Origin of the sequence: Pseudomonas sp. RU47 (assembly GCF_004011755.1) — a bacterium.
Classification (GTDB): Bacteria; Pseudomonadota; Gammaproteobacteria; order Pseudomonadales; family Pseudomonadaceae; genus Aquipseudomonas.
Genome location: NZ_CP022411.1, coordinates 5789861 through 5813563 on the forward strand (window position 1 = coordinate 5789861; position 23703 = coordinate 5813563).

Below are 23703 nucleotides of genomic sequence, written 5' to 3' on the forward strand. Positions count from 1 at the left end.
CTTAGTGTCAGTCAAAACTTCCATCGACTGACACACCGCCATCGCGAGCAGGCTCACTCCTACAAGGTTTTGCGTAACCTACTCAACGACGGCTCTGCTGCCACGCTGCCGCCAGTCCGCTGCAACAGATCACTGCGATGCCGATGATCGTCAACAGACTCGGCGTGTGATTGAACAGCAGCCAGCCCAACAACCCCGCAAACACAATCTGGCAATAACCGAACGGCGCCAGTAGCGCCGGCGCGGCATGGCGGAATGCCTGGGTGAGAAACAAATGCGCCGTCATCCCACAGCTGCCCAACGCCAGCATCAGCCCGGCGTGGGTCAACGTCGGCACCTGCCAGAAGAACGGCACCAGTGCACTCATCACCAGCGTGTTGCACAGCCCGGCAAAAAAGTTGCTGGTGGTCGGGCTATCGACTTCGGCGAGCTTGCGCGTCAGCAACTGATAAAAGCAGAAAAACAGCGCCGAACAGAATGGCAGTAACACTGCCGGTGTGAACAACTCACCGCCGGGATGGACGATGATCAGCACGCCGATAAAACCGCAAATCACTGCAATCCATTGGCCACGTGTTACCCGCTCTTTGAGCAGCGGCACGGACAATGCCGTCACCAAAACCGGCGCAAGAAAGTTGACCGCCGTGGCTTCCGCCAATGGGATGTACAACAGCGCCGTGGTGAAAAACAGGCTGGTGCCGAGCAGGCAAAGTGCCCGAACCAACTGCCACAACGGCTTCTTGGTGCGCAGGACGCGCAACCCGGACTGCGGCAGAAAAATCCCCGCCATGAGCAAGGTGTGCACCAGGTAGCGCGCCCAGACCACCATCACGATCGGATAGAAACCGGACAGGTATTTCGACAGCGCGTCGTGACTGGAGAACAGGAAGGTTGCCACGACAATCAGCAAGATCCCCTTGAAGGGTTGGTTGACTCCGGAGAGCGGGGTGCTGACGGTCATTGGATTTCCTTGTGTGCCCCAAAAAACAAAAATCTTCGCAGGCAAGTCTCGCCCCCAGGAACGGCACGTTCCCTGTGGGAGCGGGCTTGCCCGCGAAAGGTGCGCAGCAGCGCTTACAACCGCGCCAACAATTCCCGGGTTCTGTCGATGGCCCTCTGCGCTCGCTCTAATCCGCTCACGCCCTGCTCCAATAGTTTCACCGTGGGAATTTCCAGACTCAGTGGAATATTAGTCGGCAGCGCTTTCAACAACCCGAGCAGATCGCAATCGCCCTCGCCGGGAAACCGCCGCTCGTTGCGCGCCTGACGCAAGATCTCGGCCATGTCTGACGGTCTCGGCCCCGCGACATCACATAATTGTGCATAGCGCAGGCGTGACGCCGGCACGTTTGCCAGATCGTCCAAGCGTGACGACGAACGATCAAAGTGAAAGGCATCGACCAGCACCGCAGCGTTTTCCCGATCAGCATGCTCGACAATGCGCAGCGCTTGCTGAAGATCGCGCGCATCGGTCCAGGGCATGAACTCCAGATGCGGGTGCAACCCGTAAGGCGCGGCCAGATCGCACAGGGCGGCGAAGTTGTCGGTGAGTCGTTGCTCGTCAGGATCATTACCGGCGATGAGTAATTCCGTGGCGCCAAATTCCGCGCCCACTGTCAGAAGTTTCGCGAAATCGGCGACGACGGTCTGCGGTTTCAAACGCAGGATTTCCACGTCGAGCACACGGATGCCGGTATCGCGCAGGCGCTGCAAGGTCTGACGGCGCAATTCAGCATCAGCGACCAACGGGAAATGATGCTCCTCAGGCGTCGCCGGTTCCAGGCGCAAGCCGACATGGCTGTAACCGGCGCGCGCGGCCACTTCAACCATTTGCGGCGGCGACAACTCCAGTACCGTAAGGCTGGCCAAGGAGAGGATTCGTTCACTCATGTTCAAGCCTCGATCAACGCAGGGGAGCAGGTACGACCGGTGGCGGCGGCCTCGCGTATGGCTTCGATCAGCGCCAAAGTGCGCGCCGCGTCGGCCGCACTCACCAGCGGCTCGACTTCACGCCGTGCCACGCGTACGAAATGCTGTAACTGCAAGCGCAAAGCATCGTCACCGCTGTAGGACTCTTCGACCATCAACAACGGTTCATGCCAACCGGCGTCGACCTGATCAGCGGCGTAATGCCAACGCTTGAGTTGCGGAATGCTCAAGGCACCAGCGGTCCCGGCCAGCAGATAACAGGGCTGACCGGCCTGACGCGGATAGACTGGGTTCTCACCGGAACCCAGCTCCCAACTCCACGGCGCAGCCACTGCGTCGGACCCGCTCAGGGTTGCCAATGTGCCACCTTCGAATTGCAGCAACACCGCCGCGCTGTCTTCATTGGCAAAACCGCGCACGGTGTTGTCGGTGATCGCTTGCACCGAGCGCACCTCACCGCACAGATGGCGTAGCAGGTCGAGGTCGTGAATCAGATTGGTCAGCAACATCCCGGCACCCGGTTCGCGGCGCCAGGGGATCTCGAAATAACTGTCCGGCTTGCGCAACTGGAACAGTGCGGTCACCGTGGTTAGCCGCCCAAGCGCCCCGCTCTGCACCAACTCATGAGCGCGAACGATCAGCGGATTGTGGCGTCGGTGGTGGCCGACCAGTACCGGAACGCCGCTGCTTTTGACCGCCGCGACCAGCTTGCGCGCTTCGTCCAGATGCACACCGACCGGTTTTTCCAGCAACACCGGCACACCCGCCGCCAGGCAATCGAGCGCTGTGCTGACATGTTGATTATTCGGATTGGCGACGATCACCGCGTCTGGCCTGATCTGCTCAAGCATTTGACGATTATCGGCGAAATGTCTGACGCCCCATTCAGCCGCAAGCGCTGCGACTTGCGGCCCGGGATCAGCCACTGCGCACAGCGTCGCTTCGCTGAGGGTTTGCAGGTGCCGATAATGTTGCTGGCCCATGTTGCCGGCGCCGATCAGGGCGATTCGAAGGGGCGAATTCAAGGTGCGGTCCTCTTGTGATTGTTCTCGGAATAACACTCCGCAAACAATTTAGAACCGAGTTCCAGAATCAAACACCCATCAACCGCAAAACCGTGCGAACACCGCACAATTTTCCTGATCAACCCAAAATCAAATGTGGGAGCGAGCCTGCTCGCGAATGCGGTACGTCAATGAAATAAAAAGTGACTGACACACCGCTTTCGCGAGCAGGCTCGCTCCCACAGGGGGCCTATGTGAATTGTGAATTCGGATCAGATAAACAGTTCTGAGGCCAGGCTTGCTGCTGATAATTCTTCGGTGAATGTCAGCAACAGCGGCGCCAGTTCATGCAACCGCGCCCCCGGCATCCGCGCACTCGGCCCGGCGATACTCAGCACTCCGATCACCCGCCCATCCGCAGGGTGTTTCACCACCGCCGCAATCGCCGAAGTGCCGACCGCCGAACTCTCCTCAACGCAGGCATAGCCTTGTTCCCGCGCCAGACGCAGCCGTTCCAGCAGTTCGATATTCGAGCGCGGCGCGTTTGGCCCCACGCCCACTGGAACTTCCGCCGCCTGACGCTCGACCATCGACAACGCCTCGGCATCGCTCATGCACGCCAGCCACGCATGCCCGGACGCGGTGTAGAACAGCGGCGCATCGCGGCCCATGTCCGGGTCGTAACGCAGACCGCTGCGCGCGCCTTGCGCCTTGGCGATCCAGGTCTGGCGCTCGCCGTCGATCACGCCCAGACGCACCAGTTCACCGGTTTCCTGCGCCAGTCGGTCGAGTACCGGCTGGACGATGTCGGCACCGCTGCTCGACAGGTATTGAAAGCCCATCGCCACCAGTTTGGTCGACAAGTGATAACGCAAAGTTTCCGGATTCTGCCGCACGTAGCCCAGACGGATCAGCTCGGCGAGCAGGCGGTGTGTCGCGCTTTTCGGAATATCCAGTTGCTCGGCCAAGGTCTGCATCGGCAGCCCGCGCGAATCACTGGTAAGGCTTTCCAGCACACTGAAAACCCGTTCGATTTGACTGCCGGCCATGGGGATATCCAAAGGAAATTTTGCCGATTCTAGAAGACATCGGCGGCAAAGCGAAATCTGGAACCGTGTGTTCGATAACCGCCCGTTTTGTTTGATCGAGGCTTGTCGATCGAGTGCACCACTGGTTATTTTCTGGAATCAAATTCCAAAAATAATTCACCGCTGGAGCGTTGCTTTCATGTCTGCCGAACTCCCTGATATCGACTGCGACGTATTGGTCGTCGGTTCTGGCGCCGCCGGGTTATCGGCCGCCGTCACCGCCGCGTGGCATGGCTTGAAAGTCATCGTTGTCGAGAAAGACCCGGTGTTCGGTGGCGCCACTGCGTGGTCGGGTGGCTGGGCTTGGGTGCCGTGCAATCCGCTGGCCCGTCGCGCTGGAATCGTCGAAGACATCGAACAACCGCGCACCTATTTGCGCCATGAACTGGGTGAGCATTTTGATTCGGCGATGATCGACGCCTTCCTTGAAGCTGGGCCGCGCATGGTCGCGTTTTTCGAGCAGCACACCGCGCTGCAATTTGCCGATGGCAATGCCATTGCCGACATTCATGGCGACACGCCGGGGGCCGGCACTGGCGGTCGCTCGGTCATCGCGGCGCCTTACGACGGACGCAAGGTCGGACGTTTGCTCAGGCGCCTTCGTACCACCCTGCGCGAAACGTCCTTCATGGGCATGCCGATCATGGCCGGGGCGGATCTGTCGGCATTCCTCAATCTGACGCGCTCAATGAAAGCCGCATGGCATGTGACCCAACGTTTCACTCGGCACCTGTTTGACCTCGCAGTGCATGGCCGGGCGATGCAACTGGTCAACGGCGTGGCACTGGTGGCACGGCTGGCGAAGTCCGCCGAAGACCTCGGCGTGTTGCTGTGGGAATCGGCGCCTGTGACTGAATTGCTGCGTGATGGCTCGCGCGTCTCGGGGGCTGTGGTCAACACAGGCAAAGGCCCGGTCCGCATTCATGCCCGCAAAGCCGTGGTGCTCGCCGCCGGTGGTTTTGCCAATGACATCGAACGGCGTAAAGCCCTGTTCCCGCGCACACCGACCGGCCAGGAACATTGGGCACTGCCACCACTGGCCGTCAACGGCGATGGCCTGCGCCTGGGCGAAAGCGTCGGCGCGCGGGTCAACACCGATATGGCTTCGCCCGTGGCGTGGGCACCGGTATCGCAAGTGCCGCATGCCGACGGCAGCATTGGCCATTTCCCACACATCATCGAGCGCGGCAAACCCGGGATCATCGGCGTGCTGCGTAACGGCCAACGTTTCGTCAACGAAGCCAACGGTTACTACGACTACGTCAGCGCCATGGTCGCTGCTGCGCCGGAAGGTGAAGAAGTCGTCTCTTGGCTGATCTGCACGCGCGCCTTTCAACGACGTTATGGACTGGGCATATCGCGGCCATTTCCGCTGCCCGTGTCAGCATTTATCCGCAGCGGCTATCTGAAAACCGGTAACACCGTTGAAGAATTGGCCCTCGCCTGCGGCATCGACCCGAGCGGCTTGCGCCAGACTGTGGATAACTACAACCGCCATGCCCGTCACGGCGTAGACCCGTTGTTCGGTCGCGGCGCAACACCCTACAACCGCAAACAGGGTGATCCGGCGAACCTTCCCAACCCCTGCGTTGCCCCAATAGATACCGGCCCGTACTACGCAGTGAAAGTCCAGCCGGGCTGCTTTGGCACGTTTGCCGGCCTCAAGGTCAATCCACATGCGCAAGTGCTTGATGCCAACGAACAGCCCATCGCCGGCCTCTACGCGGCGGGTGGCGACATGGCCAGCATCATGGGCGGCCACTATCCGGCGGGCGGGATCAACCTCGGCCCGGCACTGACTTTCGGTTACATCGCCGCCCGGCATATTGCCGACATCACTGCTTTCGAAGAGGAGATCGACCATGCAGCACATCGTTAACGCCCTGGGTTTGAACATGCCAAAACTTGGCCTCGGCACCTGGCCAATGCTCGGCGACGAATGCACCCACGCAGTAGAGCAGGCGCTGGAACTGGGTTATCGCCACATCGACACGGCAGCGGCCTACAACAACGAAGACGCCGTCGGACAAGCGTTGGCAAATACGCCGACACCGCGCGAACAGATTCATGTCACCACCAAGGTCTGGTGGGACCAGTTGCAACCCGACGCGATGCGCCACTCCATGGATCGCAGCCTCACAGCCCTGCGCAGTGATTACGTCGACCTGTTCATGATCCACTGGCCGACCACCGACTGGGATTTGCCAAGCACCCTCGCCACGTTGGCCTCGTTCAAGGAGCAAGGCCTGGCGCGCAACATCGGCGTGGCGAATTTTCCGCTGCCCCTGCTACGCAAAGTCGTCGAGGAATATGGGATTGGTCTGTCAGCGATTCAGGTCGAGTACCACGTCCTGCTCGGGCAAAACGCCCTGCTCGACTACGCTCGTCAACACGACATGGCACTGACGGCCTACACCCCACTGGCACGCAACAAGGTCTCGGACATCCCGCAGATTCAACAGATCGCCAAAAAGCACGGCGTACTGCCGACGCAGGTCGCACTGAAATGGTTGCTCGATCAGCCCAACGTCGCGGCCATTCCCAAGGCCAGCAGCCAGACCAATCAACTGGCCAACCTCGCCTCGCTGAAGGTCGAACTCGACGATGAGGATCGGGCGCTGATCGCCGCGCTATCGAAACGTGAACGTCAGGTCAGTCCGGATTTCGCCCCTGAGTGGGATGCGTTTGATCGCTGATTGATAATCCAGCGATAGAAATCCTGCGCGGGATTGAATTTGCCGCGCGCCAGACCGTCAATAACAGGCCCGACCTCGTCAGCACGAGGCCGGGCCTGTTTGCGTGTGGCCAATAGACGGACGACCGGACTGGCGCCACACTCACACAACAGCAACACTCATCACCACCCGATACACACAGAGGATTCCCACATGCTATGGAAAAAAGGCCGACGCAGTGACAACGTCGTCGATGCCCGTGGTGATGATGCCGGCGGCGGTGGCGGCATGCGTTTCGGCGGTGGCAAGGGCCTGAGCCTGGGCGCGATTCTGCTGATCGTCGGTATTGGCTGGATCACCGGGCAAGACCCGTTGCAGATTCTCGGCCAGCTCGCCGGGCAATCCACCCAACAATCGGCGCCGACCTCGCAAACCCGTCAGGCGCCGCCAGCCAACGATGAGCAAGCCGAATTCGTCCGCTCGATCCTTGGCGATACCGAAGACACCTGGGGCACGATTTTCCAACAGGCTGGCCGGCAATATAAAGACCCGACCCTGGTGCTGTTCAGTAATCGGGTCAATTCCGCCTGCGGTCTCGCGACCTCGGCGACCGGCCCGTTCTATTGCCCGGCGGACCAGAAGGTCTATCTGGACATGGCGTTCTTCCAGGAAATGTCACAACGCTTCAAAGCCGCCGGGGACTTTGCTCAGGCCTACGTAATCGCGCATGAAGTCGGACACCATGTGCAGACGCTTCTTGGCGTTTCGGCGAAAATTCAGACAGCCCGCCAGCAAGGCCGGCAGATGGAAGGCGATGGCGGCTTGCTGGTGCGCCAGGAACTGCAGGCCGACTGCCTCGCTGGTGTCTGGGCCTACAGCGCACAGAAGCGCTTGAACTGGCTGGAACCGGGCGACATCGAAGAAGCCTTGAATGCGGCCAACGCCATCGGTGATGATCGCCTGCAACAACAGGGTCAGGGCCGTGTGGTGCCGGACTCGTTTACTCACGGTACGTCGGCGCAAAGGGTGCGCTGGTTCAAAACCGGATTCGCGCAGGGCCAGGTCGGCCAGTGCGACACCTTCGCGGCGAAAAACCTGTAAATGCATAAATGGCTTTTGGCGTTACTGATTGTTGGCAGCACCGCGCACGCCGCTGGTGTCGATGCGATCAGCCCCGGTCGCTTGCAACTCAAGGCCGGGGAAATGGCGGTAGGCATCGGGCCTGCGCCGGAGAAGATCGAGCGAGTGCTGATCGTCATTCATGGCCGATTACGCAACGCCGAGACCTATCGCAAAAGCGCCGAGAGTGCGGCCGAGCTGGCGGGACAAACCACGCACACCTTGGTGATTGCCCCGCAGTTTCTCAATGAAAGCGACGTTGCCCTGTACTCGTTGCCCGCCACCGTCCTGCGCTGGCAGGGCAACGACTGGATGGGCGGCGGGTTATCCACAGGGCCGAATCCGTTGAGTTCCTATGCGGCGCTCGACGAAATCATCGGACGGATCAGCGATCGCAAACAGTTTCCGGACGTAAAGCAGATCGTAATCTTCGGTCATTCCGGCGGCGGCCAGGTTGTACAGCGCTATGCCCTGCTGGCCAAGGATCAACCGGCGCTGAAGGCCAACGGCATTGGTCTGCGCTATGTGGTGGCCAATCCGTCTTCTTATGCCTACTTCAATGAACAACGGCCAGTGGCGTTTGATCATGCGAAGTGTGCGGGCTTCAATCGCTGGAAGTACGGTCTGTCAGACATGCCGGTGTATGCCGGTGGGCAAACGCCGTTGCAGCTTGAAAGCAGTTACGTCAAACGCGAGGTGATTTATCTGCTTGGGCAGCAGGACGTCGATCCCAAGCATCCAGCATTGGACAAGCGTTGTGAAGCCGAGGCGCAAGGTGCGTATCGCCTGGAGCGGGGGAAGTTGTACTTCGGGTATTTGCTGCGCCGCCATCCGGAAGGGGTGAATCAAAGGTTGGTTGAAGTGCCCGGGGTCGGGCATAACGGCGATGGAATGCTGACCTCGCCGGAGGGGCAAAAGGCGTTGTTCGATCAGTAAGCTATGCAGTGGATGATCTGGCCTCTTCGCGAGCAGGCTCGCTCCCACATTGGATTGATGCATTACACAAAATCCCTGTGTACCGAAGATCTAATGTGGGAGCGAGCCTGCTCGCGAAGGCGTCCCTTCTGACAACATAAATTTCAGGCCAGAAGCATCCGCCGCAACTCGACACAATCCTTCGCATGCCAATCGGTCAACTCCGGCCACGGGTTATCCGGCAAATTCACCAACACCGTCCGCGCCCCCGCCGCTCGGCCGCAATCCAGATCAAAGCGGTAATCACCGACCATCACCATCTCGCTGGCCGGCACGTCCCAAGCGTCTGCCAGTTTCAGCAAGCCACCCGGATGCGGCTTCGGCGGCGCTTCATCGCGGCCCAACACATCGTCCACCGCAAAGCAGTCAGCCAAACCAATGGCATCCAGCGTCACATGCGCCAATTCCCGCGCATTGCGAGTGAGGATGCCGAGGCGATAACCGCGCGCATGCAGATCACGCACCAGCTCCACCGCACCGGTCGCCGGGGTCGAACCCAGCGCCAGATCGCGTTCATGCTCCAACAGCCATGCGTGTTTCACTGCCGCCTCATCCGCCGGCAATGCGGCGAGATGAGTGAGGATGTCGTCTTCCGGCGGAATCGCCAGCGCCACGCGAATTGCCGCGAAATCATGCACGGCGACCGTCAGCGTGCCGTCCATGTCGAACACCCAGTGCTTCACCTCTTTCAGGCTCATGCCCAATCCTTGCGATGACGGATCAAGCCTTCCTGCGTCACCGACGCGACCAGTTGCCCGGCACGGTTGTACACGCTGCCACGGGAGAAACCACGGGAATTACCGGCCCACGGGCTGTCCATCGCGTAGAGCAACCAGTCATCGGCGCGCAGATCGTTGTGGAACCACAGCGCGTGATCGAGGCTGGCGACCTGCATGTCTTTCTGCCAGACCGATTTGCCGTGAGGCAGCATCGAGGTGGTCAGCAGGCCAAAGTCCGAGGCGTAGGCCAGCAGGTATTTGTGCAGCGCCGGGATGTCGGCCAATGCGCCGTCGGCACGGAACCACACGTACTTCACCGGATCGGCCGGCTGCGGGTTGTACGGGTCTTTTTCGGTGACCGGGCGTACTTCGATCGGTTTCGGGCACAGCAGTTTTTCGCGCATGTGCTCCGGGATCAGGTGCGCGCGTTGCTGGGTCAGTTCCAGCTCCGAAGGCAGGTTTTCCGGACCGACCACTACCGGCATCTGGCTCTGGTGTTCGAAGCCTGCTTCGTCGTACTGGAACGAAGCGCTGCAGGTGAAGATCGGGTGGCCCTTCTGGATCGCCGTGACGCGGCGGGTGCTGAAGCTGCCGCCATCACGCACGCGATCAACCGAATAGACCACCGGCAACTTGGCGTCGCCCGGGCGCAGGAAATAGCCGTGCATCGAGTGCACATGACGCGCCTCTTCAACCGTCTGACTGGCCGCCGACAGCGACTGGCCGAGCACCTGACCACCAAACAACTGACGAAAACCCAGGTCCTGGCTACGGCCACGGAACAGGTTTTCTTCGATCGGTTCCAGGGTCAGCAAGTCGACCAGATCTTCCAACACTTGGCTCATTCAGACTCTCCTCACACAAAGCTATATGCCGCGCAGTCTTGGCTGCGGCGGCCGATTCAGATTATGGCGCGGGCCAATGATATGGCGGCCATTGTAAACGTCCGTGTCGGCTTATCCATGCAAGGTTTGCAGCCATTGTTCCCGAGTGATGCGGTACAGCACATGCCGACGCAACGGATGATCGACGGCCAGTTTCGGATGATCGAAATCATCTTCCGGGGCGTGATGCATGCCGATCGCCTGCATGACTTTCTCTGAGGGCAGATTGGATTGCGCGGTGAAGGAAACTATTTCCTTGAGCGCCAACCGATCAAAGCCGCAACGCAGAGCGGTCCACGCCGCTTCGCTGGCATAGCCCAGGCCCCAATGTTCCTTGGCCAGACGCCAGCCGATCTCCACTGCCGGAGTGAACGGCGCATCAAAGCCAACCACGCCGAGCCCGGTGAAACCGATGAATTCACCGCTGTCCTTGCGCTCCAGCGCCCAAAGGCCAAAACCGTGCTCGGCAAAATGCCCACGCACGCGGCCGATCATCGAGGCGCTTTCCAGTCGGCTCAACGCTGCCGGGAAGTAGCGCATCACCTGAGGATCGGCGCACATCGCTGCAAATGCTGGCAAATCCTCGTCCTGCCACTGACGCATCAGCAAGCGTGCGCTTTGCAGTTCCAGTATCGGCTCCATCGTGCCCCTCCGTTTCCATGCCGCAAGTCTACATCGCTGGTAGGATCCTTCACTCATTCCTACGTTCCTACACGAAATCGCCATGCCATTGCCGCTGATCTACCACGAAGACTACAGCCCCGAGTTTCCGGCGGATCACCGCTTCCCGATGGACAAGTTTCGTTTGCTGCGCGATCACCTGGTCGACAGCGGTCTGACCCGCGATAGCGACCTGCTGCGCCCGGAGATTTGTCCCAACGACATCCTCGCCCTCGCCCATGACCGTGTGTATATCGAACGCTACATGAGCGGCGAGTTGTCCCGCGAAGACCAGCGGCGTCTAGGCTTGCCATGGAATGAAGCACTGGCCCGGCGCACGGTGCGAGCGGTCGGCGGTTCGATTCTGGCCGCGGAGAAAGCCCTCGAACATGGCCTGGCCTGTCATCTGGCCGGTGGCACTCACCATGCGCATTACGACTACCCGGCAGGATTCTGCATCTTCAATGACCTGGCGATCATCAGCCAATACCTGCTGCAAAGCGGTCGAGTGAATCGCGTGCTGATCTTCGATTGCGATGTGCATCAGGGCGACGGCACCGCACGAATCCTGCATGACACGCCGGAGGCGATTACCGTTTCCCTGCACTGCGAGAAGAATTTTCCCGCACGCAAAGCGCAAAGTGACTGGGACATTCCGCTGCCCAAAGGCATGGGCGATGCTGATTACCTGAAAGTGGTCGATGACACGCTCAACTATCTGCTGCCGCTGTATCAACCGGACCTGGTGCTGTATGACGCCGGCGTTGATGTACACAAGGACGATGCCCTCGGTTATTTGCAACTGACCGACGAAGGCGTCGCCGCCCGCGATGAAAGCGTGATGCGCCATTGCCTGGGCCGCGACATTCCGGTGATGGGCGTGATCGGCGGCGGCTACAGCAAGGACCGCCACGCCCTCGCCCGCCGCCACGGCATCCTCCATCACAGCGCACAGCGGGTCTGGCAGTCACACGGTTGTCATTGAGTTGTGCTGCGTTACCCACAATGGCTGTGGAACTGCCTGTGGATAACCTGAGTGAAAGGGACTACAGGCCATACCGGTTATGGCCTGCAGCGCACTGATCATTTTTCAACCAACATTCTGAGCCAACACAAATCCTGTAGGAGTGAACCTGCTCGCGATAGCGTCAACACCTTCAACATTACCTTGGCTGATACACCGCTATCGCGAGCAGGCTCACTCCTACAAGAGATCTGCGCTGTTAGAATGCGCGCCTTATCCCGCCATACCGCAGCGCATGCCATGACCCAGACTTCCGCCTCCTCCCCCGCTCACGTCGCCATCATCGGCGGTGGCCCCGCCGGCCTGATGGCCGCTGAAGTGCTGAGCCAGGCCGGAGTTCGCGTCGATCTCTACGACGGCATGCCCTCGGTGGGCCGAAAATTCCTGCTCGCCGGCGTCGGCGGCATGAACATCACCCACTCCGAAGCCTACCCGGCGTTCCTCTCGCGTTACGCCGAACGCGCGCCGCAAATCGCCCCGCTGCTGCGCGGCTTCGACGCCGATGCGTTGTGCACATGGATTCACGATCTGGGCATCGAAACCTTCATCGGCAGCTCCGGCCGCGTGTTTCCCACCGACATGAAAGCCGCGCCACTGTTGCGTGCCTGGCTCAAACGCCTGCGCGACAGTGGCGTAGTTATCCACACCCGCCATCGCTGGCTCGGTTGGGATGAACACGGCGCGCTGCGCATCGACAGCCCGGAAGGTGAAATCACCGTGAAACCCGACGCCACCCTGCTCGCCCTCGGCGGAGGCAGTTGGTCGCGGCTCGGATCCGACGGTGCGTGGATGCTGGCTCTGGAGCAGCACGGTGTAGGACTTGCGCCATTGCAGCCGAGTAATTGCGGCTTCGAAGTGCAGGCCTGGAGCGAGCTGATGGTCAGCAAATTCGCCGGTGCGCCGCTGAAAAATATCGCCATCGGCTTGAACGACGACGTTCCGCGCCTGGGCGAATGCGTGATTACCGCGACCGGGATTGAAGGCAGTCTGATTTATGCGCTGTCGGCGCCGATTAGAGAGGCGATCAATCAGTATGGCGCGGCGGTTGTTCACATCGACCTGCTGCCCGGCCGGCCTGTGGATAAATTGCAGGCGGCATTGAGCAAGCCACGCGGATCGCGCTCGATGGCCAAGCATCTGCACAGTCAGGTCGGCATTGATGGGGTGAAAGCGGCGTTGTTGCGTGAACTGACCGATGCTGCGACGTTTGCTGATCCGGCGCTGTTGGCGCGGGCGATCAAAGCGTTGCCGCTGACTCTGCTCAAAACGCGGCCATTGGACGAGGCGATCAGCAGCGCTGGGGGCGTGACGTTCGAGGCGATGGATGAGCGCTTGATGCTCAAGGCGTTGCCGGGGGTGTTCTGCGCGGGTGAGATGCTCGATTGGGAGGCGCCGACGGGCGGCTATTTGCTGACGGGGTGTTTTGCCAGCGGGCGGGCGGCGGGGTTGGGAATTGTGCAGTGGCTCAAGTCCGAGGCGTCTGCCTGAACCCTCACCCCCAGCCCTCTCCCAGAGGGAGAGGGAGCTGACCGAGGTGTCTGACGTCATCCGTCGACCTGAAACAACGAGTCGATTATGGCTTCGGCCAGCCGACCGAGGTATCTGGCGCCATACATCGACCTGAAACACCGAGTCGATTATGGATTTGGTCAGACGACCTAGGTGTCAGACGAAAGCTTTGTCGATTATGGATTCACAGCCATAGGATCAGGTCGGCGTACTTCGGGAGCATCCCCCAATCAGTCCCCTCTCCCACCGGGAGAGGGTTAGGGTGAGGGGCTTTTGACCTTAAGGCTTACGTTTACGCGGCCCGGTATTGAACACCGGCACCTTGCGCACAGGCTTGACCGAAGGCTCCGGCGCCTGCGTCTCGCCGCTGTCGACCCACTTGCCCAGATTGCGCTTGCCACCACCGCCCGACGCTTTCGGCTTCTTCGGTTTCTTCGGCTTCTTGATCACCTGACCACTGGCATCGGTATCCGGCACACGGTGCTCCGGTTCGAAATCCGGCTCGTTCTGACGCTTCAAGGTCTGCCGCGTCAGCATCTCAATCGCCGACAACATGTTCACTTCATCCGCGCATACCAGCGAGATTGCCTCACCCGTCGCGCCTGCACGGCCAGTACGACCGATACGATGAATGTAATCCTCGGCCACGATCGGCAGATCGAAGTTGATCACCAACGGCAGATCTTCAATATCCAGACCCCGCGCCGCAACGTCAGTCGCGACCAGAATCTGCACTTCACTGAGTTTGAAACGGTCCAGCGCGCGCTGACGGGTGGCCTGTGGTTTGTCGCCGTGGATACCGTCAGCATTCACACCGAGGCCCTGAAGTTTTTCCACCAGCGCATCGACACCGTTGCGGGTCTTGGCGAACACCAGCACCTGCTTCCACTTGTTCTTGCGCATCAGGTGCACGAACAGTTCAGCCTTGCGCTTCTTGTCCACCGTGACGATCCACTGCTTTACGGTGTTGGCGGCGACGTTGCGCGGGCTGACTTCGACGGTCAGCGGATCGTTGAGCATTTGCCCGGCCAGCAGGCGGATGTCATCGGAAAAGGTCGCGGAGAACAGCAGGGTCTGGCGCTTTTTCGGCAGCATGCGGTAAATGTTCGCCAGTTCTTCGGAGAAGCCCAGGTCGAGCATACGATCGGCTTCATCCAGCACCAGAGTCTGCAGCTGATCGAGTTTCAGCGCGTTCTGGCGGAACAGGTCGATCAGGCGACCGGGTGTGGCGACCAGCACATCGACGCCGCCGCGCAGCTTCATCATTTGCGGGTTGATGCTGACGCCGCCGTACACCGCATAAGTGCGCAGCGGCAGGTTTTCGGCGTACTGGCGCACAGACTCATGAACCTGCTCGGCCAGCTCGCGGGTCGGCACCAGAATCAGCGCACGCGCCGAGTTGGCAGCGACTTTCGGCCCTTCCATGGCCAACAACTGCAGCAGTGGCAAAGCGAAACCGGCGGTTTTTCCGGTGCCGGTCTGGGCCGCTGCCATCAGGTCACGACCGGCCAGCACGGCCGGAATGGCTTGCGCCTGAACCGGCGTCGGGGTCTGGTAGCCGAGCTTCTCGAGGGAGCGCAGCAAGGGTTCGATCAGGCCAAGGGTGGCGAAAGTCATGGGAGTACCGTAGGAAAAAATGACGCGGGCATGCAATGCCGCGCAGTTTACCCTAATTCGTACGCTGTTCCGCGGGAACGGCTGTCGGCGCTGCGACTGGCGGCTGTGCCGGACGGCGCCACTGCGGCAAGCCAATCAACACCACGGCGCTGATGATCACCAGCATCGCCAGCGCTTCTTCGATCCCGATGGTCTCGCCGACAAACACAATCCCCAGCAACACCGCCACCGCCGGGTTGACGTAGGCATAACTGGTCGCCGCCGCCGGACGCACGTGCTTGAGCAGGTACATATAAGAGTTGAAGGCGATGATCGAGCCGAAGAAGATCAGGTACGCCAGCGCCAGCCAGCCTTCAACCGGCGGCACTGCTTGCAAGTGTTCACCGCTCGCCGCGCTGCCGATCAGCAGCACCACGCCGCCAACCAGCATTTCCACCGCGCTGGCCATCGCGCCCTGCGGCAACGGCAGATGTCTGCTCCACACCGAACCGAACGCCCAGGTCGCCGCGGCGAAAATCAGCAGCGCCGCGCCCATCGGACTCGATTGCAGGTTGGAACCCATGTTGAGCATGGCAATGCCGATAATCCCCAACGCCACCCCGGCCCATTCCAGGCGGGTGTTACGCGCCCCCCAGAAATAACCACAGAGCAAAGTAAACAGCGGCACCGTCGCCACAGCCAATGCCGCCACCCCCGAAGCCACGCCAGTATGCTCGGCCACACTCACCGCGCCGTTACCGAAACTGAGCAGCAAAATCCCGATGATCCCCGCCGCTTTCCATTGCGCCCAGGTTGGCGCAGGGGCCCCGCGCCAGCGCAGAAATGCGTACATCAACGTACCGGCGATCACGAAGCGCACACCGCCAAGCATCAGCGGCGGCCAGTACTCGACGCCGATGCGGATCACCAGATAGGTCGATCCCCAAATCACATACAACGCAAAAAACGCGGCGATCAGCGGCAAGGAAAAACGGCGCAAGGCAGGCATGGGCGGCTCGAAAGTCAGGCTCAAGGGATGGATTATTCTAGAAAGGCGCACGGGCAAAAATAAGCTACAAAACCTGTTTATAGCGCCGGTACACTTTGGAAATCACGGAGATCTCCGGGTTAAACCGAGATTTCGAAAGTCTGGCATTTTCAGGAGATTTCCCTTGGACAAATACGACCGCATGCTGCTCAGCGCCCTGCTGGAAAACGGCCGAGCGTCCTACGCCGATCTGGCGCGTAAAGTGAACCTCTCCGCCCCCGCCGTCGCCGAGCGCGTGGCCAAGCTTGAAGTCTCCGGGGTAATCACCGGATATGAGGCAAAAATCGACCTGTCGAAAATCGGCCTGCCGATCCAGTGCATGATCGAATTGCGCCTGCACCAGAACGGCAGTCAGAAGGTCTACGACGAACTGGTAAAAATCCCGCAGCTGACCGAATGCTTTCGGGTCACGGGCGATCCGTGCGTGATGATGAAAGCCGCGGTGGGATCGATGACGGAGCTGGAGGAGTTGATCAATCGGGTGGCGAAGTTTGGTTTCAGCAAGACCTCGATTGTGTTGTCGAGCGCCATCGAAAAGCGCGTGCCGCTCGGCCAGATCGAAGGCAACGGCAAATAGTTCGGCTCCCCCCGAATGATCGTTCCCACGCTCTGCGTGGTAATGCAGCCCGGGACGCTCCGCGTCCCGTTCAAAGCCGAACGCGGAGCGTCCGTTGAGGCATTCCCACGCAGAGCGTGGGAACGATCGGTCTGTGGGATCAGCGATAGCGTTGGAGGTGTTCGGTGACTTTCGCGGCCGGGACTTTTTGCAGTTTGCACAGCAGGTCATGCGATAGCTCGCTGACGCCGTGCTTGTGCCGCAACTCATCAGCCAGATGCGCCATCAGATTGGCCGCCATCTCGGCATCGGCCATGGCCCGGTGAGCCTGCCCCGTGTGGGGCAAACGCGCAAACGTGGTCAGCGTACCGAGCTTGTGATTCGGCGCGGCCGGCATCAGCCGCCGTGCCAGCAGCAGCGAGCAGGCAAAGTTCTGCAACCGCGTGCGCTTGATCCGCCCCAGTTCAAAGTCCCAGAACTTCTGGTCGAACGAGGCATTGTGCGCGACCAGCGGCGTGCAACCGACAAACTCATTGACCTCGTTCATCACCTGCTCGGCCGAGGGCGCGGTGCGCAGCATGGCGTTGCTGATGCCGGTCAGTTGTTCGATGAACGCGGGGACGCGTACGCCGGCGTTCATCAGGCTCTGGTAACGCTCGACGATACGGCCGTTTTCCAGCATGACCACGGCGATTTCCGTGGCGCGGCAGCTGCTGTTCGGCGACAGGCCGGTGGTTTCAAAGTCGATGACTGCAATGCGTTCCAAACCAGGTTCAACTCCGTTCAATTCTTGAGTAACAACGCGCCTTCGATCGGCACGTAACGGCTGGCGGCGCGGATCAGCGAGTTGGCCGTCAGGCCGGGCACGCCATAGGCGACCGCTTGCACGCCGTGTTTGCTGATGATGCGTTCGAGCAGCATGTCGAAATCGCCGTCACCGGAGGCCAGGACAATTTCGTCGACGTGGTCGGCGGCGTCCATGATGTCGAGGGTGATGCCCACGTCCCAGTCGCCCTTGGCCGAGCCGTCGCTGCGCTGGATGTAGGGTTTGAGTTTCACGGTGAAACCGAGGTTGCGCAGGATCTGCTGGAACTGCTGCTGTTTGCTGTCGCCACGGTCGATCGCGTAGGCGTAGGCCTCGACGATCTGCCCGTCCTTGCTGATGTCTGCCCACAGCGCGGCGTAGTTGAAGTGACAACCATAGGCCTGACGCACGGTGTAGTAGAGGTTCTGCACGTCGGCGAACACTGCGATTTTTTTCACCGGAGTTCCTGTGGGCGCGCAAGCGCACGAAGCGGGATCAGGCGCCAGGCCCGAAAAAGGCGCTCAGTATGCCAGTCCGAAGGAGGGTTCCGCGAATAATCGGCCCGGAGCCCTCAGGGGCTCCGGACGAATGGTGAATCAGACGAAGGAATCGTCGTCATCGAAGAACGATGAGTTGTCGTTGCCGTAGTCGGTGTCGGTGAAGCCGCCCTGGTCGTTGCCAGAGAAGCCGTTATCGGCCACACGCTGATCTTCGCCCCAGCCATTGCTGCTCTGGTCAGCGACCTGCGCCGGCTCTTCCTTGATCACTTCAACGATTTCTTCCGGCTGCTGGTTGTGATGGAACAGGCTGCTGATGCCCTGCGCCAGCATCACGCCACCAGCTACACCGGCCGCAGTTTTCAAGGCGCCGCCGAGGAAGCTGCTGCCGGCCGCCGGAGCGGCTTGTTGCGCATAACCAGGCGGCGCTGCGCCGAAGTTCTGTTGTGGCGCCGGGGCCGCGTAATTCTGCTGCGGTGCCGGTTCGCGCCAGCCGCCAGTCGAGGCTGGGGCACTCTGGGTCGACACCGGACGCGGGCTACCACCAAAAATGCTCGACAGGAAACCACCGCCGCCACTCGGCGCCGGTGCGACACTCTGGGCCTTCGCCGACTGCAACTCAGCCTGCAAACGCTGGACTTGCTGAGTCAGTTGTTTGTTCTGCTCGTCGAGGCTTTTGAGCGCGGCCTCTTGCACCAGAATCGCCTGGGTCATGAAATAACCTGCCGCCGGCTGGCGGGTCAGGTGTTCCTTGATCCGCGTCTCGGCCTGGGCGTCGCGCGGGGCTGCCTCCGTTTCGGCCTGCTGCAGCCGGGAAAACAGTCCATCGATCAGGGTTTGCTCTTCGCTGTTCATGGCGACCTCGTAGATTGCCGGGGATAACATTGCCCTCGTCCACGTTGGCCGAGGTGCTCTCCTGTAATGGAGACGGTGACAAAACGTTTCAATGACCTTTACCGAATGTTTACGTTTGTGTCGCGCCGGCGATCATCGGTTAAAGTGAGCCACTGTTTTCCACCTGCGATACCGACTGATGAATGCCCTCGAAGTACTGCGCGACTCTCTGTATTTTTTCAAACGCCATTTGGGCAGCATCGTGCGGTTGTGCCTGCCGCTGGTGATTTTCGAAGCGTTCTTGCAACAAGTGGTCGATCACGCCAGCGGGCCGGAAAACATCTCGGCAATTAGCATCGTCGTCGGTCTGCTGGTGTATCCGCTGTACACCGCAGCGCTGATCCTGTTCCTTGATGCGCGCAGCCGTGGCGAGGCACCGCGCAATCGTGATCTGCTGGCGATGGCCGCCACCCTGTGGCCGCGCTTCGCGCTGCTCACGGCGCTGAATACCTTGCTGATTCTGTTGGGCCTGTCGCTGTATTTCCTGCCGGGCCTGATGTTGATGGTCATGCTCGCGTTCGGCGAATACCTGCTGGTGCTGCGCGGCATGGGCCCCTTGCAGGCAATGAAAGAAAGCCTGCGCCTGACCCGTGGGCACTTCTGGCGAATCCTGCTGTGCATTCTCTGTGTGATGACGCCGCTGTGGTTGCTCAAAGGCGCGACACTGGCGGTGTACCCCGAGCCGCAGAATCCTGTGATCGCCATACTGATCGACAGCGCTCACAGCTTCCTGCAACTGTTCACCAGTGTGGTGTTGTTCCGCCTGTTCATGCTGATCAGCGAATTGCCTGACAAACGTGACAGAGCGGTCTGACAGCTCTGCGCTTGGGCTTCGAGACGGCCGTCAGGTATGCTCGGGGCCACTTTCTGTAACGCTATAAGCCGAGCCATGACCCGTCTACTGCGCTACACCCTGTTGCTTGTTGTGCTTGCCATCGCCCTGATCGGTGGGCTGCTGTTCAGCCTGACCTGGCGCCCCGACACTCGCGAAACCCTGCCGGTCAGTTGCACGGGGACGCCACCGACACTGGTGCCGGGCCAGGCGCTGAAAGTCATGACCTGGAACGTGCAGTACCTGGCCGGCAAGCGTTACGTGTTCTGGAATGATCTGGCCCAGGGCAACGATGAAGCGCCGACACCGGAAGACATGGCCTTCAGCCTCGACGAAGTGGCGCGAGTGATCCGCGATGAGCAGCCCGATGTGGTGCTGCTGCAGGAGCTCGATGACGGCGCCAAGGCCAGCGATTATCAGGACCAGCTCAAGCTCTTGCAGGAACGGGTCGCCGACCTGTACCCATGCAACGCCAGTGCGTTTGACTGGAAAGCCGAATTCGTCCCTGATCGACACATCTTTGGCAGCGTCGGCCGGCAACTGGCGACGTTGAGCCGCTATCGCATAGAGCACGCCGAGCGCCTGCAATTGCCAGTGGCTGCCGCCAACTTCATCAGCCGCCAGTTCCAGCCGAAAGACGCCATGCTCGCGACCAAACTGCCACTGAGCGATGGCGGGCAACTGACTGTGTTCAATACGCATCTGGAACGCTCCAGCCAAGCAAATGACACCGCGCTGGCACAAGTGAGTGCCGTGGCCAAAGTGCTCGACAAGTACGAAAGCCAGGGCCTGCCGTGGTTGATCGGTGGTGATTTCAATCTGTTGCCGCTCGGCCAGTACCGCCGCCTGCCTGCCGAACAACGCACGCCCTACTCCGCCGACAGCGAGCTGCATCTGCTGTGGGACAAATACCCGATGATCCCGACCAACAACGAAGCCAGCGGCATCGACCGGGCGCAATGGCTGACCCACTACCCCAACGATCCTGGCCTGAACGGCCCGGATCGCACGGTCGACTATCTGTTTTACAGCCCGAAGATCAAGCGGGTGGAAGCGATGGTGCGCCAGGACGATACCTTGCGCATCTCCGATCACTTGCCGGTGATTGCGCGCTTCCTGCTGCCGGCGGCGCTCTAGGCAGGGCCAAGGAATATCGACCCGTTGCCCGAATTGACGATATGGAATCCCATGAAAATCTTATTGGTGTGCAAGGACATTGGTGGTTACGCGCGCAAACTGGCGGACTATCTGATGATCGACAACGACGTGTGTTTTATCGATACGTCATCGATGCAGAACAGTTTTGAGCGGGCGCCGAAGATCCTGCGCCGCCCGCTGAAACGCTGGGCGCAGTTACGCCAGTTCAACAAAGCCATCGCTGCGCATGGACGTTTCGACGTCGCACTCATCATCAACCCGGCCCAGATCGATGCAAACCAGTTGGCCGCCGGACTCAAGGTCTCCGACCACAAGATCGCCTACCTCTACGACAGCTTCAGTCGCTGGCCGATGACCCGCGAAGCGCTTGCCGGTTATGACGAGGTGTTTTCCTTCGACCCGGAAAATGCCGAAAGCTACGGGCTGAAAAAACTCTACAACTTCATTTACGACGACTACATCGCGGACGGTGAGCCCGGTGAGTACTCGGCGTTTGTGGTGATGGCGGGCAAGGATCGGGTGCCGGCACTTGCCGGTCTGGCAGAGGAATTCGATCGCCTCGGGGTGACCGATTACAAGTTTCTGGTTCAGTCCAAACCGGTTCCGGGGGCGCATCCGGGTATCACCTTCTTCGAGCAGAGAATGTCACTGCAATCCGTCGGCGAGCTGGTCAAGCGCTCGCGGATCATTCTCGATATAGCCAAGCCCGGTCAGGCCGGGTTGAGCTTCCGTTTCTTCGAAGCCATGGCCTCACGGAAAAAAGTCATCACCACCAACCAGAGGGTGGTCGATTATGACTTTTACAACCCGGCGAACATTCTGGTGATCGATGAGGCCAATCCGGTGATTCCGGAACGGTTCATTACGGATCCGTATGTCGATGTGCCTGAGCACATCTACCAGAAGTACACCTTGCAGGGATGGGTCAAAACCGTCTTTTCGCGCTCATGAAATGACATCGCTGACAGCTCCACCACGAAACCCTGTGGGAGCGAGCCTGCTCGCGAAAGCGGTGTGTCAGGCACCCTATTACCGACTGACACTACGTCTTCGCGAGCAGGCTCGCTCCCACAATGGCCAGGTGATATGACCGTTGGATCAATGCACCTCTTCCAGGTCGTCATGCAGCAGCCCGAAGATCTGTCGTTTCATGTCGATGAACGAGCGGTCCATGACCATGTCCAGTGAGCGTGGACGTTCGATCGGTACGTCGAGAATCTGTTTGATCCGCCCCGGTTTGGCGCCCATCACATAGACCCGGTCGCCGAGCAGAATGGCTTCGTCGATGTCATGGGTGACGAACAACACGGTTTTCTTGCTGTTGCCCCAGACGCGCAGCAACAACTGCTGCATCTGCAAACGTGTCTGGCTGTCGAGGGCGCCGAACGGTTCGTCCATCAGCAGAATCTGCGGGTCATTGGCCAGCGCCCGGGCGATCGCCACACGCTGCATCATCCCGCCCGACAACTGCTTGGCGTAGTTGTTGGCGAACCCGGCGAGGCCGACTTCGTTGACGTAATAATCGACGATCTCCTTGCGCCGCGCCGCCGGCATGCCACGACGCTTGAGACCGAACTCGACGTTCTGGCGCACCGTCAGCCACGGGAACAGCGTGTAGCTCTGAAAGACCATGCCGCGATCCGCGCCGGGGCCCTGTACTTGCTGGCCGCCGACGTAGATATCACCGGAGGTCGGCTCAGCCAGTCCGGCGGTCAGATACAACAGACTCGACTTGCCGCAACCCGATGGCCCGACCAGCACGGCGAATTGCTGATCCGGCACCTCGAACGAGACCTCTTCCAGCGCAGTAAACGTCCCGCCGTCAGGCTTCTTGTAACGCAGGTTGACCTTGTCGACCTGCAAGCGTGACGCCGCTTGCGCCGGGGTCGCGACAGGTTCGATGAAACGATGATTGGCAGCAGTCACTGAGCCCATGCGGCAACCCTCAAACGAAGAAAACGGAACAGTTGATCGGTGACCAGACCGAGCAGGCCGATGATCGCGATGGCGAGAAAAATCACATCCACCTGAAAACCGCGCATGGCCTTCAGGCTCAGGTAACCCAAACCGCTGGAAGCGGCGACCAGTTCAGCCACCACCAGATACGTCCAGGCCCAGCCCATCGTTACCCGTAGGGTATCGAGCACGCCCGGTACCGAGGCCGGCGCGATCACATGCAACACCGCATCGCGGCGACTGGAACCCAAGGTGTAGGAGGCGTTGATCAAGTCCTTGGAAATGCCTTTGGATACATCGGCGATCATCACCAGTTGCTGAAAGAACACGCCGAAGATAATCACCGAAACCCGCTGCTCCAGACCGATGCCGATCCACAGGATGAACAGCGGCACGAATGAGGTCACCGGCAGGTAGCGAATGAAATTCACCAACGGCTCAAGGAACGCCTGGACAATGCGGAAACTGCCCATCAGCAACCCCAACGGCACCGCCACCAGCGACGACACAATGAAGCCGACCATCACCACTTCGACACTCGCCCAGACATGCGTGCCGAGGGTGCCGTCGCGGCCCAGGCGCACGGCGGCTTCAACCACCGCGCCCGGCGTCGGCAAAAACATCCCCGGCACGACGCCGCCGTAAGACAACCCGGCCCACAGACCGACCAACAACACCCAGGCCAGAGCGCTGGCGCTCCACACCACTTGCACCGGCAAAGCGGTTTTTGGCGTAAGGCTGCGGCTCAGCCATGAATTGCGCTTGAACATGGCAA

24 protein-coding genes are annotated in these 23703 nt (G+C 60.3%); 10 read left to right on the forward strand and 14 right to left on the reverse strand.

Translation table 11 applies throughout. From position 1 onward, the window contains the following. Positions 1-82 precede the first annotated feature (82 nt). From CCX46_RS26440 to CCX46_RS26455, 4 genes are all read right to left on the reverse strand, one after another. Positions 83-961, reverse strand: coding sequence for a DMT family transporter (locus CCX46_RS26440; RefSeq protein WP_034153813.1), 879 nt, complete (start codon positions 959-961; stop codon positions 83-85). A 113-nt stretch (positions 962-1074) separates the two neighbouring features. Beyond that, the gene (locus CCX46_RS26445) at positions 1075-1890 is read right to left on the reverse strand and encodes a sugar phosphate isomerase/epimerase family protein (protein ID WP_127929866.1); all 816 of its coding nucleotides are present in this window, start codon (positions 1888-1890) and stop codon (positions 1075-1077) included. Between the two features lie 2 nt (positions 1891-1892). Further along, positions 1893-2954, reverse strand: a complete 1062-nt coding sequence (locus CCX46_RS26450; protein WP_127929867.1) for a Gfo/Idh/MocA family protein — start codon at positions 2952-2954, stop codon at positions 1893-1895. 251 nt (positions 2955-3205) lie between these two features. Then, a complete protein-coding gene (locus CCX46_RS26455) occupies positions 3206-3982 on the reverse strand; it encodes an IclR family transcriptional regulator (RefSeq protein WP_127929868.1) in 777 nt (258 codons plus the stop codon). 178 nt (positions 3983-4160) lie between these two features. Here CCX46_RS26455 and CCX46_RS26460 point away from each other — a divergent pair, with 178 nt between their 5' ends. The 4 genes from CCX46_RS26460 (at position 4161) to CCX46_RS26475 (ending at position 8751) form a co-directional block, all read left to right on the forward strand. Beyond that, positions 4161-5900 (forward strand): FAD-dependent oxidoreductase, encoded by a 1740-nt coding sequence (locus CCX46_RS26460; RefSeq protein ID WP_127929869.1) that lies wholly within the window; start codon positions 4161-4163, stop codon positions 5898-5900. Then, a complete protein-coding gene (locus tag CCX46_RS26465) occupies positions 5884-6717 on the forward strand; it encodes an aldo/keto reductase (protein ID WP_127929870.1) in 834 nt (277 codons plus the stop codon). Before CCX46_RS26460 ends, CCX46_RS26465 begins: the two co-directional genes overlap by 17 nt. A gap of 192 nt (positions 6718-6909) precedes the next feature. Next, the gene (gene ypfJ / locus CCX46_RS26470) at positions 6910-7797 is read left to right on the forward strand and encodes a KPN_02809 family neutral zinc metallopeptidase (RefSeq protein ID WP_095121652.1); all 888 of its coding nucleotides are present in this window, start codon (positions 6910-6912) and stop codon (positions 7795-7797) included. Further along, complete coding sequence (locus tag CCX46_RS26475) at positions 7798-8751, forward strand: alpha/beta hydrolase (protein ID WP_127929871.1); 954 nt, start codon at positions 7798-7800, stop codon at positions 8749-8751. It begins immediately after the preceding gene. Positions 8752-8894: 143 nt separating this feature from the next. On the opposite strand, the gene CCX46_RS26480 is transcribed toward CCX46_RS26475, so the two are convergent. From CCX46_RS26480 to CCX46_RS26490, 3 genes are all read right to left on the reverse strand, one after another. Beyond that, positions 8895-9488 (reverse strand): HAD family hydrolase, encoded by a 594-nt coding sequence (locus tag CCX46_RS26480; RefSeq protein ID WP_127929872.1) that lies wholly within the window; start codon positions 9486-9488, stop codon positions 8895-8897. After that, on the reverse strand, positions 9485-10354 hold the full coding sequence (gene tesB, locus CCX46_RS26485; RefSeq protein WP_003228466.1) for an acyl-CoA thioesterase II: 870 nt from the start codon (positions 10352-10354) through the stop codon (positions 9485-9487). The genes CCX46_RS26480 and tesB overlap by 4 nt, the downstream gene beginning before the upstream one ends. 111 nt (positions 10355-10465) lie before the next feature. After that, a complete protein-coding gene (locus tag CCX46_RS26490; RefSeq protein ID WP_127929873.1) occupies positions 10466-11035 on the reverse strand; it encodes a GNAT family N-acetyltransferase in 570 nt (189 codons plus the stop codon). 82 nt (positions 11036-11117) lie between these two features. Here CCX46_RS26490 and CCX46_RS26495 point away from each other — a divergent pair, with 82 nt between their 5' ends. Next, complete coding sequence (locus CCX46_RS26495) at positions 11118-12038, forward strand: histone deacetylase family protein (protein WP_127929874.1); 921 nt, start codon at positions 11118-11120, stop codon at positions 12036-12038. 279 nt (positions 12039-12317) lie between these two features. Then, positions 12318-13565, forward strand: coding sequence for a TIGR03862 family flavoprotein (locus CCX46_RS26500; protein WP_127929875.1), 1248 nt, complete (start codon positions 12318-12320; stop codon positions 13563-13565). A gap of 300 nt (positions 13566-13865) precedes the next feature. On the opposite strand, the gene CCX46_RS26505 is transcribed toward CCX46_RS26500, so the two are convergent. Then, on the reverse strand, positions 13866-15203 hold the full coding sequence (locus CCX46_RS26505) for a DEAD/DEAH box helicase (protein ID WP_127929876.1): 1338 nt from the start codon (positions 15201-15203) through the stop codon (positions 13866-13868). 52 nt (positions 15204-15255) lie between these two features. After that, positions 15256-16191, reverse strand: coding sequence for a drug/metabolite exporter YedA (gene yedA / locus CCX46_RS26510; RefSeq protein WP_127929877.1), 936 nt, complete (start codon positions 16189-16191; stop codon positions 15256-15258). A gap of 163 nt (positions 16192-16354) precedes the next feature. On the opposite strand from yedA, the gene CCX46_RS26515 reads away from it, so the two are divergent. Beyond that, on the forward strand, positions 16355-16807 hold the full coding sequence (locus CCX46_RS26515; protein ID WP_127929878.1) for an Lrp/AsnC family transcriptional regulator: 453 nt from the start codon (positions 16355-16357) through the stop codon (positions 16805-16807). 139 nt (positions 16808-16946) lie between these two features. On the opposite strand, the gene CCX46_RS26520 is transcribed toward CCX46_RS26515, so the two are convergent. The 3 genes from CCX46_RS26520 to CCX46_RS26530 form a co-directional block, all read right to left on the reverse strand. Further along, a complete protein-coding gene (locus tag CCX46_RS26520; RefSeq protein ID WP_127929879.1) occupies positions 16947-17552 on the reverse strand; it encodes a 3'-5' exonuclease in 606 nt (201 codons plus the stop codon). A 17-nt stretch (positions 17553-17569) separates the two neighbouring features. Beyond that, positions 17570-18049, reverse strand: coding sequence for a LabA-like NYN domain-containing protein (locus CCX46_RS26525; RefSeq protein WP_007949802.1), 480 nt, complete (start codon positions 18047-18049; stop codon positions 17570-17572). Positions 18050-18187: 138 nt separating this feature from the next. After that, entirely contained in the window at positions 18188-18943 is a 756-nt protein-coding gene (locus CCX46_RS26530; protein WP_127930456.1) for a DUF2076 domain-containing protein, read from the reverse strand. Positions 18944-19121: 178 nt separating this feature from the next. Here CCX46_RS26530 and CCX46_RS26535 point away from each other — a divergent pair, with 178 nt between their 5' ends. The 3 genes from CCX46_RS26535 to CCX46_RS26545 all read left to right on the forward strand — a co-directional run bounded on the left by CCX46_RS26535 (position 19122) and on the right by CCX46_RS26545 (position 21923). Next, entirely contained in the window at positions 19122-19796 is a 675-nt protein-coding gene (locus tag CCX46_RS26535; RefSeq protein ID WP_127929880.1) for a YciC family protein, read from the forward strand. Between the two features lie 75 nt (positions 19797-19871). Further along, positions 19872-20951 carry an endonuclease/exonuclease/phosphatase family protein gene (locus tag CCX46_RS26540; RefSeq protein ID WP_127929881.1) on the forward strand — a complete coding sequence of 360 codons (1080 nt, stop codon included), beginning with the start codon at positions 19872-19874 and terminating at the stop codon, positions 20949-20951. 51 nt (positions 20952-21002) lie between these two features. Further along, a complete protein-coding gene (locus CCX46_RS26545) occupies positions 21003-21923 on the forward strand; it encodes a hypothetical protein (protein ID WP_127929882.1) in 921 nt (306 codons plus the stop codon). A 147-nt stretch (positions 21924-22070) separates the two neighbouring features. Here the strand turns inward: CCX46_RS26545 and CCX46_RS26550 are convergent, their stop codons facing one another. Then, positions 22071-22907, reverse strand: a complete 837-nt coding sequence (locus CCX46_RS26550) for an ABC transporter ATP-binding protein (protein ID WP_127929883.1) — start codon at positions 22905-22907, stop codon at positions 22071-22073. After that, a complete protein-coding gene (locus CCX46_RS26555; protein WP_127929884.1) occupies positions 22895-23698 on the reverse strand; it encodes an ABC transporter permease in 804 nt (267 codons plus the stop codon). Before CCX46_RS26555 ends, CCX46_RS26550 begins: the two co-directional genes overlap by 13 nt. Between the last annotated feature and the right edge of the window lie 5 nt (positions 23699-23703).